Raw genomic sequence first — 13,488 nt, 5'->3', positions numbered from 1 at the left:
GGACCCCGGGAGGACCCGGCCGCGGCATGGCCGCGGCCGGGTCCTCCCGCGCGTGTGGCGCCGCTCACCGTCACGAACCGTCCACCCGACGGACCTCGCGTGATCGTCCCCCCGACACGTGGATCGACAGGTAGCGTTGGGGCCGCGCGAGCGATCGGCCGCCCCCGTGGGCGTTCGGAGGAGGTGCGAGACGTGGTGCTTTTCGTCGTCGCGGTGATGGTCCTCGTGGCCGTCGGCGTGCTGCTCTGGAAGGCCGTCACCGCTCAGGCGCTCGCCACGGGGACGGGCACGACCGAGGACGAGGCACCGACCGGCCCGACGCGCACCCCGGGTGCCGGACGCGGCCGCCGCACCCGTCCGATCGCCCCGGACGACGACCCGGAGTTCCTCCGCAGCCTCGACGAGCAGGTCAAACGCGGCCGTACCGACGGGCAGGACCCGTCCCCCGGCGCCTGACCACACGTCGCAACGTCGCCTGCGGGTCCCGTCCCGCTTCTTGCTCCATCAGCGTGATCGAGTCTTGCCCTCCGCTGTAGTCACCGGCCATTGTTCACTCACCGTGACGACCACCCGGGTCGTCCCCGCGTGAACGGAACGTTCGATCTCGGGCGGGTGCGGGCGGAGGGCGAGGCGCTGGCGGCCAAGCGGGTCCGGGTGCTCGGGCGGATCGTCACCGAGCTCCGCGACGCCGCCCGCCGCCCGGTCCCGGCCGACCTCGACACGCGGCTGCGGGCGTGGGTCCGCGAGCACCCCCGGCGGACCGGCATCGGGTTCCACGACGACGCCCGGGCGTTCCTCGGCCCTCCCCCGACCGGGCGGTGGTGGCGTCAGGGGTGACGGGTCAGCAGGGCCCGATGCGGACCCGGGACCCGACGCGGGGGAAGTCGTCGGCGACCACGGCGGCCAGCTCGAGCATCGCGGTGCGGGTGCGCGGCGCGAGCTTCTCGAGCTCGATCTCGGCGCCCTCGTCGAGGTGCGGGTCGAAGGGCAGCCGCGCGACGGTGCGGCACCGGGCGGCGAAGTGCTCGGCCACCCGGTCCAGGTCGACCCCGCCCGACGAGCGCCGCACGTAGTTGATCACCGCGGTGGAGCGGGCCACGAGATCGCCGTAGCCGTGCGCGTCGAGCCAGTCCAGCGTGGCCGAGGCGCTGCGGGCCCCGTCGATGGAGGAGGAGGAGACCACGACGAGCGAGTCGGCCACGTCCAGGACGCCGCGCATCGCCGAGTGCATCAGTCCGGTGCCGCAGTCGGTGAGCACGATGTTGTAGAAGTGCTCGAGGAGGTCAACCGCACGGCGGTAGTCGAGCTCGCTGAACGCCTCGGACACCGCCGGGTCCTGCTCGCTGGCGAGGACCTCGAGCCGCGAGGGGCCCTGCGAGGTGTAGGCGCGCACGTCGGAGTAGCGCCGGACCAGCGCGGCGTCGCGCAGCAGGTGGCGCACCGTCGCCGTCGTCTCCACCGGGACCTTCTCGGCGAGCGTCCCGCGGTCGGGGTTCGCGTCCACCGCCACGACCCGGTCGCCGCGCAGCGACGCGAACGTCGCCCCGAGCGCGGCCGTCGTCGTCGTCTTCCCGACACCGCCCTTGAGGCTCAGCATCGCGATCTTGTAGCAGCCCTGCAGCGGCTGGTTGACCCGCGCGACCAGGGCCCGGCGGGCGGCGTCCGCCTCGCTCTCGCCCGGGTTCACCGTGCCGCCGCTGGCCACGTAGACCGCGCGGCGCCACCCGGTGCGCGGCACCGGCTTCGCCGGGCGCAGCAGCTGGGCGGAGGACAGGTCCGACATCGCGGGCGGCCCCGCCGCGGTACCGATCGTCGCGAGCCCCGACGAGGAGGGTCCCGACGAGGAGGGTCCCGACGACGGCGCGGGTGCTGCCGCGCCGTCGGCGCGCTGCTCCCCGGCGCCGTTCGTGCCGTGCTGGACTGGCTCCGCGGACGGGGTCCGGGGCGTGTCGCCGGCCCCGGGGCGGCGGACGTCGCCGCGCGCCGCACCCGCGGTGTCGACCTGGTGGGTGGTCTCGGCCGCGAGGTCGTCCTCGGACCGGGCCTCCGGCGTCGCGGACGACGGACCCGTCGCCGTCGCCACCCCCGCCGTCGTCGACCGCTCCGGGTCGGCCGGGCCGCCGTCCGCAGCGGCGGACTCCGGCGCGGCCGGGCTCGCTGCGTTCTCGCCCGGCTCGTCCCCGCGGCCATCCATCGTCGGCGCGTTCCCTCCGTCGTCACCGGCGCCGGGACGGGCCCACCCCTCGCGGAGGCCGACCGGCCGCACGACCGTAACCGGCCGGGACGATCAGGACGAGACGAACGCGGCGATCAGGTCCGGATCTCCGCAGCGGATCAGCCGACGCCCGCGTAGGAGTGCAGGCCGGTGACGACGAGGTTGATGAAGAAGAGGTTGAAGACCATCACGGCGAACCCGACGACGTTGACCGCGGCGGCCTTGCGGCCCCGCCAGCCGGCCGTCGAGCGCGCGTGCAGGTAGCCCGCGTAGATGACCCACGCGATGAACGCGGTGGTCTCCTTGGGGTCCCAGCCCCAGTAGCGGCCCCACGCCGCCTCGGCCCAGATGGCCCCGGCGATGACGGCGAACGTCCAGATCGGGAAGGCGACTGCGGTGGCGCGGTAGGCGACGCGGTCGAGGACGTCGGCCGCGGGCAGGCGGGCGGTCCAGGCGAGCCGGCCGTTCGCGTCGTGGACGCTGCGCAGCAGGTAGAGCACGCTCGCGACCCCGGCGACGAGCAGGATTCCCGAGGAGATCACGGCCGCCGTCACGTGGATGGCGAGCCAGTACGAGTGCAGCGCGGGCACCACGGGTGCGGTCTGGGTGTAGAGCACCGTGCCGCCGAGGAACATCAGCACGATCACCGGCAGCAGCACGAACACACCCAGGCGGCGCAGCTCCGGGCGGCGGGAGAGCACGACCAGCCACGCGACGACCCCGACGAGGGTCACCGCCGCGACGAACTCGTACATGTTGCCCCAGGGCGGCCGGTGGGCCGCCGTGCCGCGCACGACGAGCATCGCCAGGTGCAGCGCCGCGCCGAGCACGGTCAGCGCGACACCCATGCGCCCGAAGCGCTCCGAGGCGGGCCGCGGGGCGCGGGGCGCCCCGGTCGTCCCCGCGGGGGGCTCGTCGGTGAGCGCCGGGTCGTCGGGGACGACGGCGCCGCCACCCGGCTCGTCGACCCCGCCGGCGGCCACCCCCGCGGGCACCGCGGCGGTCGCCGGCGCGGCGACCGGCTCCGTGCGGCGCAGCAGGCCGTGCTCCACGGCGTGCAGCAGCATCGCGAGGATGTAGACCGCGAGCGCCGAGTAGAACAGCACGTCGCCGAAGTCGCCCAGCGGGGCGTCGACGTTCATCCGGTACCTCCGTTGTCGCGCTGCTCGTCCGGGACGTCGTCGCGGGCCGGGGCGCCCCCGGCGGACGGCCGGTCCCGCCCCAGCAGGTCGGCCCGCAGCCGGTCGAACTCCTCGCCGTAGCCGGCCTGGTCGGTGCGGGCGAGCCCGCCGAGCTCCACGCTCGAGCCAGTCCCGGCCACCGTACGACCGTCTGTCGTAGACGGCGAACCCGGACCCGTCGTCGGCGGCGTCACCCGCACCCAGAACCGGCGGCGCTTGATCGTCAGGGACAGCGTGATCCCGACGAGCAGCGCGATCGCCGCGACGAGGACCGCGTCCTGCGCCGGGTCGTGGGAGACCTGGATGTTCACCCACTCCTTCACGGCGTCGAAGCGGATGCGGGTGCCGTCGTCGAGGGTGAGCGTCTGGCCGGGCACGAGGTTCTGGCGGGCCACCTTGACCAGCCGACCCTGGTCGACCATCGACTGGTCGATCCCGTAGATCGACTGGCCCTTCCCGGAGTCGAGGCCGAGATCGCCGCGGTAGACGTCGGCGGCGACCTCGGGGTTGGTCGGGGCCGGATAGGTCGAGGTCACGATGTCGCCGCCGCTGGACGTCGGCGCGAACAGCCCGGTGATCGCGAGCTGGGTGCGGCGGCGCTCGGCATCGGTCGTGACGCCGGGCCGGTCGAACTTGGTGGCGCCCTGGGAGAGGAACGTCGTCTGGTCGACCGGCTCCCACTGGATGGCCTGGGTGCGCTGCGCGCCGTCGGGGAAGGTCACCGTGAACTGCGGCGCATAGCCGTGCCCGAGCAGGTAGACCCGCTCGCCGTCGAACCGCAGCGGCTCGTTGACCGCGATGGTGCCCGGGGTGGGCGCGGCGCCGCTCGCGATCTGCGCGGCGTCGGAGTACCGGACGTCGGCGGCGAACGAGTCCGCGGCGCCGTCGGGGCGGTACTGCGCGGAGAAGTGGTCGACGTCGACGCAGAACGGGTCGAGGTTCGTGCCGTCGACGCGCAGTCCCGGCCGGAAGGTGTCGTAGGCGAGGATCCCGGAGTTGCAGAACTCCGAGCCGTCGGCCATGACGATGACGTTGCCCTCGTAGCCGAAGAGCTTCCCGACCGCGATCCCGACGAGCAGCGCCAGCAGGCTCATGTGGAAGACGACGTTGCCGACCTCGCGCAGCGCGCCCTTCTCCGCCGAGATGGTCCGGACCCCGCCGGGCTCGTCGCGGACGTCGACCTTCCAGCCCCGCAGCCGCGTGCGGGCGGCGGCGAGGACGTCGTCGGGGTCGCGGGGATCGGTGCCCGCCGCGTGGTGGGGCAGCCGGGAGAGATTGCGCGGGACGGCGACGGTGGGGGCGCGCAGCGAGCGGACCTGCTCCCAGGTCCGCGGCACGAGGCAGCCGACCAGCGAGATGAACAGCAGCAGGTAGACCGCCGAGAACCACGGCGTCGCGAAGAGGTCGAAGACCCCGATCTTGTCGAGCAACGGGGCAAGGGTGGGGTGCGCGACGAAGTAGTCCTTGACCGCCTGCGGGCTCGGGCCGCGCTGCGGGATGAACGCCCCGGGGAGCGCGGCGAGCGCGAGCAGGAAGAGCAGGATCAGCGCGGTCCGCATGCTCGTGAGGCCGCGCCAGGTGTTGCGGCCGAGCGCGAGCAGGTCACGTCCCCACCGGCGTGGCGTGGGCGGCGGCCCCGGGGAGTCCGGCGGCGTGCGGAGCGTCTGCGTCATGGGGTGGTCACGGACTCACAGAGGGGTCGAGAAGCCGGCGACGGGCTCCCGGAGCAGGGTCACGATCTCGCCCCACAGGCCGGTGGCGAGGGCGAGGCCGACGAGGACGAGCAGGGCGCCGCCGGCGATCTGGATGCCGCGGACGTGGGCGCGCAGCCACGCCTGGGCCCGCACCGCCCGGCCGGCGCCGAGCGCGATGAGCACGAAGGGCACGCCGAGCCCGGCGCAGTAGGCGAGCACGAGGACGCCGCCGCGCAGCGCGCCCGGCCCCGCACCGGTCCCGGAGGCCAGCGCGATGACACCGGTCAGCGTGGGCCCCAGGCACGGCGTCCAGCCCAGGCCGAACGTGGCGCCCAGCAGCGGCGCGCCGGCGAGGCCCATGCGCGGCACCCAGTGCGGGCGGGTGTCGCGCTGCAGGGCGGGCACGAGGCCGAGGAACACCAGCCCCATCGCCACGGTGACGACGCCGCCGAGCCGTTGCAGCACGTCCTCGTTGGCGATCAGGGCGTCGGCCGCCCACACGATCGCGCCGAGGCCGAGGACGAACACCACGGTGAAGCCGAGGACGAACAGCGCCGCCGCGCCGGCGAGCCGCCAGCGGCCGCGTCGGGTCGGGGCGGCGGTCGTCGTGGGTGTGGTGGTCGTGGCGGTGGCGGTGGCTCCGACGGCGGCGGTCCGGCGCTCGGCGACCTCCTCCACGGTGACCGGGGGAGCGGTGGCCCCGACCAGCCCGGCGAGGTACGCGAGGTAGCCCGGGACGAGAGGGACGACGCACGGCGACGCGAAGCTCACCAGGCCCGCGACGAGCGAGAGCCCGAGCGCGAGCAGGACGGGACCCGAGGTCACCATCTGGGTCAGGTCCATGGGGACCCGCGATGCCTGGCGTTCATCTCGCACCCAGCGTAGGGCGGTGGCGTCCGTGGCGCGTGAGGGCGGGGGCCATCGTCCTACGAGATGTCGTAGGTCACCCCGGCCGGCTCGGTTCTGAGCGAAGGGCACCTTCGGTCGAATAGATGGGCCACGGGCGCCCCTCGCCGGAACGATCGGCCGAGCACCGTTCCGACCACGGGCGCCCCTCGCCGGATAGATCGGCCGAGCACCGTTCCGACCAGGGGCGCCCCTCGCCGGATAGATCGACCGAAGGTGCCCTTCGGTCGAATCCGGCGCCGGGCCGGCTCAGCCCGCCGGCGCCGGCGCCGGTTCCGCCGCGACCCGGTCCACCACCGGCTGGAGGTCGCTCGCCAGCACCGCGGTGAGGAACACCGCCGCGACCCGGTGCTGCCGGTCCAGCACGATCGTCGAGGGCACCGCGTTGCGCGGGTAGCCGCTCAGCACGAGCAGCGAGCGCCCCGGCGGGTCGAAGATCGACGGATAGGTCACCGCGCGGCTGCGGACGAAGTCGGCGGCGGCGTCGCGGTCGTCGCGCACGTCCACGCCGAGGAACCGCACCCCGCGCGCCGCGGACGCCTGGGCCACCTGCTCGAGCGCCGGCGACTCGCCGCGGCACGGCCCGCACCACGAGCCCCAGATGTTCACGACGACGACCTGGCCCTTGTCCTGGGCGCTGGACACCTGCTGCCCGGGGGTCAGCAGGGAGTCCCCGACGATCGGTGCGAGCGGGCGGCGCTGGGCCTCCGGGTAGGTGATCTGCGTCTGCCCGTTCGGCGCGACGAACTGGAACCCGCCGTCGTCGGAGGAGCTCGAGGAGCACCCGCCGAGCAGGGCGAGCCCGACGACGGCGAGCGCCGCCAGCACCCGTCTCATGCGCCCGTGGCCGAGGGGTCCGAGGTGCCCGACGGCTCGGCGTAGCCGATGTCGACGAGCGACTCGTCGTCGAACACCAGCGTGGTCACCGACCCGAGCGCGCACTGGCGCTGCGTCGGGTTGTGCCAGAGCCGCTGCCCGGCGAGGAAGCGCCGCAGCGTCCAGATGGGCAGCTGGTGGGTCACGCACACCGCCTCGTGCCCCGCGGCGGCCGCCCGCGCCCGGTGGGCCACGCCCAGCATGCGGTGGGCGATCTCGAGGTACGGCTCGCCCCAGGAGGGGCGGAACGGGTTGCGGAGCAGCGGCCAGAACTCGGGCTTGCGCAGCGCCCCGTCGCCGACCCCCACGTACTGGCCTTCGAACGCGTTGGCCGCCTCGATCAGCCGGTCGTCGACGACCGGGTCCACCCCGAGCTTCTCCGCGATCGGCACCGCCGTCTCCTGCGCGCGCTGCATCGGCGAGACGAACAGGGCGGTGACGTCGGCGGAGGCGAGGTGCTCGGCGACGCGCAGCGCCTGGGTGCGGCCGGTCTCGGAGAGCCCGTAGCCGGGCAGGCGCCCGTAGAGGATGTGCTCGGGGTTGTGGACCTCGCCGTGGCGCACCAGGTGCACGGCGGTCCGCACCGGGCCGCTCCCGCCCGTCACTGCTCCTCCGGCGCGGTCGCGGCGGCGGCGGCGCCCGCGGCGTGGGGCAGCGCGTCGGCGATGACCCCGAAGGCCTCGTCGTCGAGCGCCGCGGAGATGAAGCAGGCCTCGAAGACGCTGGGCGGGAAGTAGACACCGCGGTCGAGCAGGGCGTGGAAGAACGGTGGGAACCGCCAGGTCTGGGCGGCCTTCATGTCGTCGTAGTTCCGCCCCGGCTCGCCGGCGAACCGGATCGAGACGAGCGACCCGGCCCGCTGGATCGTGTGCTCGACCCCCGCGCCGGAGAGCGCGTCGGTGATCAGCCCGTGCAGGCGGTCGGCGTTCGCGTCGAGGGCCTCGTACACCTCGGGGGTCGCATGCTGCAGCGTCGTCAGGCCGGCGGCGACGGCGACGGGATTCCCGGCCAGCGTGCCCGCCTGGTACACCGGCCCGGCCGGCGCGAGGTGGCCCATGATCTCGGCGCTGCCGCCGAACGCGGCCGCGGGTAGCCCGCCGGACATCACCTTGCCGAAGCAGTAGAGGTCGCCGGCCACCCCCTCGAGGCCGTACCAGCCCGCCGGCGAGACCCGGAACCCCGTCATCACCTCGTCGATCACCAGCAGCGCGCCGTGGGCGGCACAGAGCCGCTTGAGCCCGGCGTTGAACCCGTCTTCGGGAGCGACCGCGCCCATGTTCCCGGCGGCCGCCTCGGTGATCACGCAGGCGATCTCGGGGCCGCGCTCGGCGAAGACGGCGGCGACGGCGTCGAGGTGGTTGTAGGGCAGCACGACGGTGTCGGTGGCCTGGGCGCCGGTGACGCCGGGCGTGCTGGGCAGGCCGAAGGTCGCGACGCCGGAGCCGGCCTCGGCGAGCAGCGCGTCGACGTGGCCGTGGTAGCAGCCCGCGAACTTCACGACGACGCTGCGGCCGTTGTAGCCGCGGGCGAGCCGGATGGCGCTCATCGTGGCCTCGGTGCCCGAGTTGACCAGGCGCACCTGCTCGACGGGCTCGACACGGCGCACGATCTCCTCGGCGAGCGCGATCTCGCCCTCGGTCGGGGTGCCGAAGCTCAGGCCACGGGTCGCGGCGTCGCGCACGGCCTCGACGACGGCGGGGTGCGCGTGCCCGAGGATCATCGGTCCCCAGGAGCTGACGAGGTCGACGTAGCGGTTGCCGTCGGCGTCGGTGAGCCAGGCGCCCCGCGCCTCGGACATGAACCGGGGAGTCCCGCCGACCGAGCGGAAGGCGCGGACCGGGGAGTTGACGCCCCCGGGGACGACCGCCTCGGCGCGCGCGAAGAGCTCAGCCGAGCGGGCGACCGGCCCGGCTGCCGTCGTGGGAGCGCTGCTCACCCGCTCAGTGTCCCAGGCGCGGCGGTGTGACGGGCGTCCGCCGGGGCCCAGCGCCCCGGCCGGGCGACCGGCTCTCCCGCTGCGCCTCTCCGTCCGAGCGGGCCGTCATCACCCGTGAGGGTGAAGCGAGTAACACAGGGCGCTCACATTGCGCTCCTACCTGCGTCACAGTCGACAGGGGGAGTAGCCATGGCGCGCAGCGTCCGTCCGGGCGGCCGGGAGATCGGCCAGTCGAAGCAGTCCGCTGAGCTCTCAGGAGCAGGAGGGCGGAGTCGGTGGGCGCGGGTCGCCGCCGGGGTCGCGGGTCTCGCCCTCCTGGCGGGGCTCGGTGCCTGCAGCCCGACGCCCACGCCGATCTCCTCGACCTACGGCTCCTCGACCTACGGGTCGTCGACGTACGGCTCGTCGACCTACGGCTCGTCCACCTACGGCTCGTCCACCTACGGCTCGTCGACCTCCGGGTCGTCCGCCGCCGGCTCCTACGGATCGTCCTCGTCGAGCACGTACTCCGACTCCTCGTCGTCCGGCTCCTCGAGCGGTTCCGGCTACGGCGGCTCCTACACCAACTCCGACGGGCAGCAGGTCGAGCGACCCGACGGCAACAGCTCTGGAGCGACCGCCATCTGCAAGGACGGCACCGACAGCCACTCGAAGCACAAGTCGGGAACCTGCTCAGGCCACGGCGGCGTCCGGGAGTGGCTCTGAGATCGGTCCAGGGCGGCCGCCACCCGAGCCGTCTACCACCCGAGCGCGCGGCACTCTCACTGCTTCTAGGCGCCCGAGCGGTCCGCTCGCTCCGTCCGGGAGGCGGCCCGCCACCGGGCGACCGCGTCGATCCCGCACACCAGCGCCGCCGTCACCAGCACCACCCCGGACGCCACCCACGCGCCGAGCACCCGGGTGAGCGGCACCGGGGACACGAGCAGCCCCCCGGTCGAGGGCGCCGTGTCCACCCCGTGGGCCACGCAGAGCACCCCGACGACCAGCAGCACCACCGCGACGAGGGCCGTCACCACCGCCCGACGGTTCACGCACCCTCCGCCCGCGTCGGGGACCGCTGCGCGAGCACCCGGCCCAGCGCGGCGTGCAGCCCGTCGGCGTCGCGGGCCCAGGCCGCTCGGCGGGTCCCGTCCTCGAGGGTCACGACGATGACGCCGACGTGGCGCGGCACCGTCGGGTGGTCACCGAACGGGCGGATGCCGTAGCGGCCGCTGCCGTCGGCGGGGCGGATGCCGGCGATCCGGGCGATGGGGACCGCCTCATCGCCCTGCACCAGCACCTCGGGGGTGACCCGCACCCGCAGCAGCCGGCGACGGGCCCGCACGATCAGCGCGATCGGCAGCAGCAGCACCAGGCCGATGACGACCCACGCCCACGGCGTCGCGCCGCCGGGCGCCAGCCGGTCGAGCAGCACCCCGCCCACCCCGACCGCCGGCCCGATCAGCAGCGGCCACCAGGGCGCACCCGCCTCGGCGAACAGCACCCCCGCGTCGTCGGGACCCGCCCCGCTCATCGCTCCGTGAAGAACGACCGGGCCGCGGGCAGGTGCAGCAGCAGCCCACCCGCGGCGAACGCGACGAAGTACAAGCCGCCGACGCCGAGGAACGTCAGCTGCACGAGGCCCGCCACGGCGAGCACCACCCCGATCGCGGTGAGCGCCGCGCGGGCCGGGCGGGACCCGGCGCGCAGGGCCCGCGTCGCCAGCAGCGTCGCGATCCCGACGACGACCAGCACGATCGCGGTGAGGACCAGCGAGCCCGCACCCGTCGTCGGGTCGGTGATGCCGACGGCGGTCGCGACCGCGAACAGCAGTCCGGTCAGGACCAGCAACACTCCCAGCACCGCCCACAGCACGATCGCCGCGGTCACCACCCGCGGGCGACCGGGCTCCTCACGGGGCGGCGTGACCTCGCGCACGGGCTCGCTCATGTCCGGCTCAACGAGCCGGGGACCGGGATGGTCATCGGTCGAGCCGTCCGGCGAGCTCGGTGGCCCAGTAGGTGAGCACGATGTCCGCGCCCGCCCGCCGGATCCCGGTGACCGTCTCGAGGATCGTCCGCTCCCGGTCGATCCAGCCGCGCTCGGCGGCGGCGGAGATCATCGCGTACTCCCCGGAGACCTGGTACGCGGCGACCGGGACCTCCGAGACGTCGGCGACCGAGCGGAGCACGTCGAGGTAGCCCATCGCGGGCTTGACCATCACCATGTCCGCGCCCTCGGCGAGGTCCAGCGTGACCTCGCGCAGCGCCTCGCGGGCATTGGCCGGGTCCTGCTGGTAGGTGCGGCGGTCGCCCTTCAGCTGGGAGTCCACCGCCTCGCGGAACGGGCCGTAGAACGCGCTCGCGTACTTCGCGGAGTAGGCGAGGATCGCGGTACCGGCGTGGCCGGCGGCGTCGAGCGCCTCCCGGATCCGTCCGACCTGCCCGTCCATCATCCCGCTCGGTGCGACGACGTGGGCCCCGGCCTCGGCCTGCGCGACCGCCATGTCGGCGTAGACCTCGAGGGTCGCGTCGTTGTCGACCGAGCCGTCGGGGGCGAGGACGCCGCAGTGGCCGTGGTCGGTGAACTCGTCGAGGCAGGTGTCGGCCATGACCGGCAGGTCGTCGCCGACCTCCTCGCGGACGTCGCGGAGCCCGACGTTGAGGATGCCGTCGGGGTCCACGGCACCCGAGCCGGTCGCGTCGTGCCGCGAGGGCACGCCGAACAGCATGATCCCGCCCAGGCCCGCCCCCGCGGCCTCCGCGGCCGCCTTCCGGAGGGTCTCGCGGGTGTGCTGCACGACGCCGGGCATCGACGAGATCGGCTTCGGCGCGTCGAGCCCCTCGGCGACGAACACCGGCAGCACGAGGTGGCGTGGCCGGACGTCGGTCTCGGCGGTCAACCGGCGCAGCGCCGGGGTGGTCCGCAGCCGGCGGGGACGGTCGGTGGGGAACATGGGCGGTCCTCCGGAGGAGGTGGCCTCCGGCCCTGTGAGCGCTTTCCGGGGTCATAGCCCCCGAAAGTGCTCACGAGCGCGGAGCGCACCTAGCGCTTGCGCGCCTTCGTCTTGCGGGGCGGGGGCAGCGCGCCCTCGGCGCGCAGCTTGTTGGCGTGCGCGGCCAGGGCCTCGACCAGGGCCGGGACCTCGGCGACGTCGGGCTTGACGTCCACGCGCAGACCGAACTCGACCGCGGTCTCGGCGGTCTTCGGCCCGATGCACGCCACGATGGTGCGGGCGTGCGGCTTGCCGGCGATGCCCACGAGGTTGCGCACCGTGGACGACGAGGTGAAGCACACCGCGTCGAAGCCGCCGGTCTTGATCGCCTCGCGGGTGGGCGCGGGGGGCGGCGCGGCGCGCACCGTCCGGTACGCGGTCACGTCGTCGATCTCCCAGCCGCGGGACTGCAGACCCTCGGCGAGGGTCTCGGTCGCGATGTCGGCCCGCGGCAGGAGCACGCGGTCCACCGGGTCGAGCACGTCGTCGTGCGGCGGGAAGACGTCGAGCAGGCCCTCGGAGGACTGCTCGGTCTGCTCGTCGGGCACGAGCTCGGGGTGCACGCCGAACGCGCGCACCGTCGACGCGGTCGCCTCACCGACGCAGGCGATCTTGACGCCGGAGAACGCCCGGGCGTCCAGCCCGAACTCCTGGAACTTCTCCCACACGGCGCGCACCGCGTTCTGGGAGGTGAACACCACCCACTGGTAGCGCCCGTCGACCAGGCCCTTGACCGCGCGCTCCATCTGCGCGGGCGAGCGGGGCGGCTCGACGGCGATCGTCGGGACCTCCTCGGGCACCGCGCCGTGGACGCGCAGCCGGTCGCTCATCGCGCCCGCCTGGTCCTTCGTGCGGGGCACCAGCACGCGCCAGCCGTACAGCGCGCGGGACTCCCACCACGACAGCGCGGCCCGGTCGCCCGCGGCGTCCCCGACTGTGACCGTGAGCGGGCCCTCGAGGTCGGCGCCGTCGGCGGCGAGCTTGTCGACGCTGGAGGTGACCGTCTTCTGCTTCGACTCGGTGCCCTGCGAGGTGATCAGCGCCGCCGTCTCGGGCTTCCAGCCGTTCTCCACCAGCGAGGCCGACGTCGACGCGAGGTCGGCCGCGGTCGCGGTGAGCACCAGCGGCCCGGGTGCGACGGCGAGCGTGGTCCAGTCCAGCCCGCCGCGGACGTCCGCAGCGGTCCAGGACGGGCCCAGCGCGACCCCGGCGTAGGCCGGGACGGCGGTGCTCGCGGGCATCCCCGGCACGACGTCGAACGGCACGGCCGCGGAGGCGACCGAGCGGACCTCGGTGATCACCGAGGAGCGGGTCAGGGGGTCCCCGACGACGAGGCGCACCACGGACTCGCCGTCGCGGGCCTGCGACGCGAGGTGCTCGGCGAGCACCGCCGGGTCCTCGGGGAGCGCCTCGGCGACCTCGGCCCCGTCGGCCAGCGAGCCGTCCGTGGTCGGGTCGGACAGCGGGGAGATCTCGGCGTCGCCGCCGGGGTGGCGGACGGTGACCGGGCGCGGCCCGTCGGAGAGCAGCGCGATCACGTCGGCCGGCACGCCCGGGTCCGCCACGACGTAGGTCGCGGACGCCAGCGCCTCACGGGCACGCACGGTCAGCAGCCCGGGGTCGCCGGGGCCGCTGCCGACGAAGGCGACCCGGCCGGCGGTGGTGGAGGGGGGTGCGGTCATGTCCTGTCTCGTCCCATCGTGTTC

Annotated in this window: 15 protein-coding genes; 3 read left to right on the top strand and 12 right to left on the bottom strand. The window is 74.7% G+C overall.

Annotated features, from left to right (window positions below):
- Nucleotides 1-192 precede the first annotated feature (192 nt).
- A complete protein-coding gene (locus VGH76_RS19675; protein ID WP_331558406.1) occupies nt 193-456 on the top strand; it encodes a hypothetical protein in 264 nt (87 codons plus the stop codon).
- Between the two features lie 129 nt (nt 457-585).
- Nucleotides 586-837: a hypothetical protein gene (locus VGH76_RS19670; protein WP_331558405.1), complete on the top strand. Its 252-nt coding sequence runs from the start codon at nt 586-588 to the stop codon at nt 835-837.
- Nucleotides 838-841: 4 nt separating this feature from the next.
- Here the strand turns inward: VGH76_RS19670 and VGH76_RS19665 are convergent, their stop codons facing one another.
- The 7 genes from VGH76_RS19665 to hemL form a co-directional block, all read right to left on the bottom strand.
- Nucleotides 842-2,194, bottom strand: coding sequence for a MinD/ParA family protein (locus VGH76_RS19665; protein ID WP_331558404.1), 1,353 nt, complete (start codon nt 2,192-2,194; stop codon nt 842-844).
- 140 nt (nt 2,195-2,334) lie between these two features.
- On the bottom strand, nt 2,335-3,357 hold the full coding sequence (gene ccsB / locus VGH76_RS19660; RefSeq protein ID WP_331558403.1) for a c-type cytochrome biogenesis protein CcsB: 1,023 nt from the start codon (nt 3,355-3,357) through the stop codon (nt 2,335-2,337).
- Nucleotides 3,354-5,069 carry a cytochrome c biogenesis protein ResB gene (gene resB / locus VGH76_RS19655; RefSeq protein ID WP_331558402.1) on the bottom strand — a complete coding sequence of 572 codons (1,716 nt, stop codon included), beginning with the start codon at nt 5,067-5,069 and terminating at the stop codon, nt 3,354-3,356. Before resB ends, ccsB begins: the two co-directional genes overlap by 4 nt.
- A 15-nt stretch (nt 5,070-5,084) precedes the next feature.
- Complete coding sequence (locus VGH76_RS19650) at nt 5,085-5,933, bottom strand: cytochrome c biogenesis CcdA family protein (RefSeq protein WP_331558401.1); 849 nt, start codon at nt 5,931-5,933, stop codon at nt 5,085-5,087.
- 312 nt (nt 5,934-6,245) lie between these two features.
- A complete protein-coding gene (locus VGH76_RS19645) occupies nt 6,246-6,833 on the bottom strand; it encodes a TlpA disulfide reductase family protein (RefSeq protein WP_331558400.1) in 588 nt (195 codons plus the stop codon).
- Nucleotides 6,830-7,456, bottom strand: a complete 627-nt coding sequence (locus VGH76_RS19640) for a histidine phosphatase family protein (RefSeq protein ID WP_331558399.1) — start codon at nt 7,454-7,456, stop codon at nt 6,830-6,832. The genes VGH76_RS19645 and VGH76_RS19640 overlap by 4 nt, the downstream gene beginning before the upstream one ends.
- Before the next feature lie 17 nt (nt 7,457-7,473).
- The gene (gene hemL, locus VGH76_RS19635) at nt 7,474-8,808 is read right to left on the bottom strand and encodes a glutamate-1-semialdehyde 2,1-aminomutase (protein ID WP_331558398.1); all 1,335 of its coding nucleotides are present in this window, start codon (nt 8,806-8,808) and stop codon (nt 7,474-7,476) included.
- Between the two features lie 189 nt (nt 8,809-8,997).
- Between hemL and VGH76_RS19630 the strand changes: the two genes are divergently transcribed.
- Nucleotides 8,998-9,513: a DUF3761 domain-containing protein gene (locus tag VGH76_RS19630; RefSeq protein WP_331558397.1), complete on the top strand. Its 516-nt coding sequence runs from the start codon at nt 8,998-9,000 to the stop codon at nt 9,511-9,513.
- A 65-nt stretch (nt 9,514-9,578) separates the two neighbouring features.
- Here VGH76_RS19630 and VGH76_RS19625 read toward each other — a convergent pair whose 3' ends face one another.
- The 5 genes from VGH76_RS19625 to VGH76_RS19605 all read right to left on the bottom strand — a co-directional run bounded on the left by VGH76_RS19625 (nt 9,579) and on the right by VGH76_RS19605 (nt 13,464).
- The gene (locus VGH76_RS19625; RefSeq protein WP_331558396.1) at nt 9,579-9,839 is read right to left on the bottom strand and encodes a hypothetical protein; all 261 of its coding nucleotides are present in this window, start codon (nt 9,837-9,839) and stop codon (nt 9,579-9,581) included.
- Nucleotides 9,836-10,321: a hypothetical protein gene (locus VGH76_RS19620; RefSeq protein ID WP_331558395.1), complete on the bottom strand. Its 486-nt coding sequence runs from the start codon at nt 10,319-10,321 to the stop codon at nt 9,836-9,838. Before VGH76_RS19620 ends, VGH76_RS19625 begins: the two co-directional genes overlap by 4 nt.
- The gene (locus VGH76_RS19615; RefSeq protein ID WP_331558394.1) at nt 10,318-10,737 is read right to left on the bottom strand and encodes a hypothetical protein; all 420 of its coding nucleotides are present in this window, start codon (nt 10,735-10,737) and stop codon (nt 10,318-10,320) included. The genes VGH76_RS19620 and VGH76_RS19615 overlap by 4 nt, the downstream gene beginning before the upstream one ends.
- Nucleotides 10,738-10,768: 31 nt before the next feature.
- The gene (gene hemB, locus VGH76_RS19610) at nt 10,769-11,743 is read right to left on the bottom strand and encodes a porphobilinogen synthase (RefSeq protein ID WP_331558393.1); all 975 of its coding nucleotides are present in this window, start codon (nt 11,741-11,743) and stop codon (nt 10,769-10,771) included.
- An 89-nt stretch (nt 11,744-11,832) separates the two neighbouring features.
- Nucleotides 11,833-13,464: a uroporphyrinogen-III synthase gene (locus VGH76_RS19605; RefSeq protein WP_331558392.1), complete on the bottom strand. Its 1,632-nt coding sequence runs from the start codon at nt 13,462-13,464 to the stop codon at nt 11,833-11,835.
- Nucleotides 13,465-13,488: the final 24 nt, after the last annotated feature.

The organism is Actinomycetospora sp., from assembly GCF_036497585.1.
Taxonomy (GTDB): Bacteria; Actinomycetota; Actinomycetes; order Mycobacteriales; family Pseudonocardiaceae; genus Actinomycetospora.
Note: the sequence above shows the minus strand (reverse complement) of the source record. Positions and strands in the feature narration are given on the sequence as shown.

Excerpts from the sequence above, each read along its gene's own strand:
- VGH76_RS19665 (WP_331558404.1), bottom strand. The coding sequence starts at position 2,194 with ATGGATGGCCGCGGGGACGAGCCGGGCGAGAACGCAGCGAGCCCGGCC.
- ccsB (WP_331558403.1), bottom strand. The coding sequence starts at position 3,357 with ATGAACGTCGACGCCCCGCTGGGCGACTTCGGCGACGTGCTGTTCTAC.
- resB (WP_331558402.1), bottom strand. The coding sequence starts at position 5,069 with ATGACGCAGACGCTCCGCACGCCGCCGGACTCCCCGGGGCCGCCGCCC.
- VGH76_RS19650 (WP_331558401.1), bottom strand. The coding sequence starts at position 5,933 with ATGGACCTGACCCAGATGGTGACCTCGGGTCCCGTCCTGCTCGCGCTC.
- VGH76_RS19645 (WP_331558400.1), bottom strand. The coding sequence starts at position 6,833 with ATGAGACGGGTGCTGGCGGCGCTCGCCGTCGTCGGGCTCGCCCTGCTC.
- VGH76_RS19630 (WP_331558397.1), top strand. The coding sequence starts at position 8,998 with ATGGCGCGCAGCGTCCGTCCGGGCGGCCGGGAGATCGGCCAGTCGAAG.
- VGH76_RS19620 (WP_331558395.1), bottom strand. The coding sequence starts at position 10,321 with ATGAGCGGGGCGGGTCCCGACGACGCGGGGGTGCTGTTCGCCGAGGCG.
- VGH76_RS19615 (WP_331558394.1), bottom strand. The coding sequence starts at position 10,737 with ATGAGCGAGCCCGTGCGCGAGGTCACGCCGCCCCGTGAGGAGCCCGGT.
- hemB (WP_331558393.1), bottom strand. The coding sequence starts at position 11,743 with ATGTTCCCCACCGACCGTCCCCGCCGGCTGCGGACCACCCCGGCGCTG.
- VGH76_RS19605 (WP_331558392.1), bottom strand. The coding sequence starts at position 13,464 with ATGACCGCACCCCCCTCCACCACCGCCGGCCGGGTCGCCTTCGTCGGC.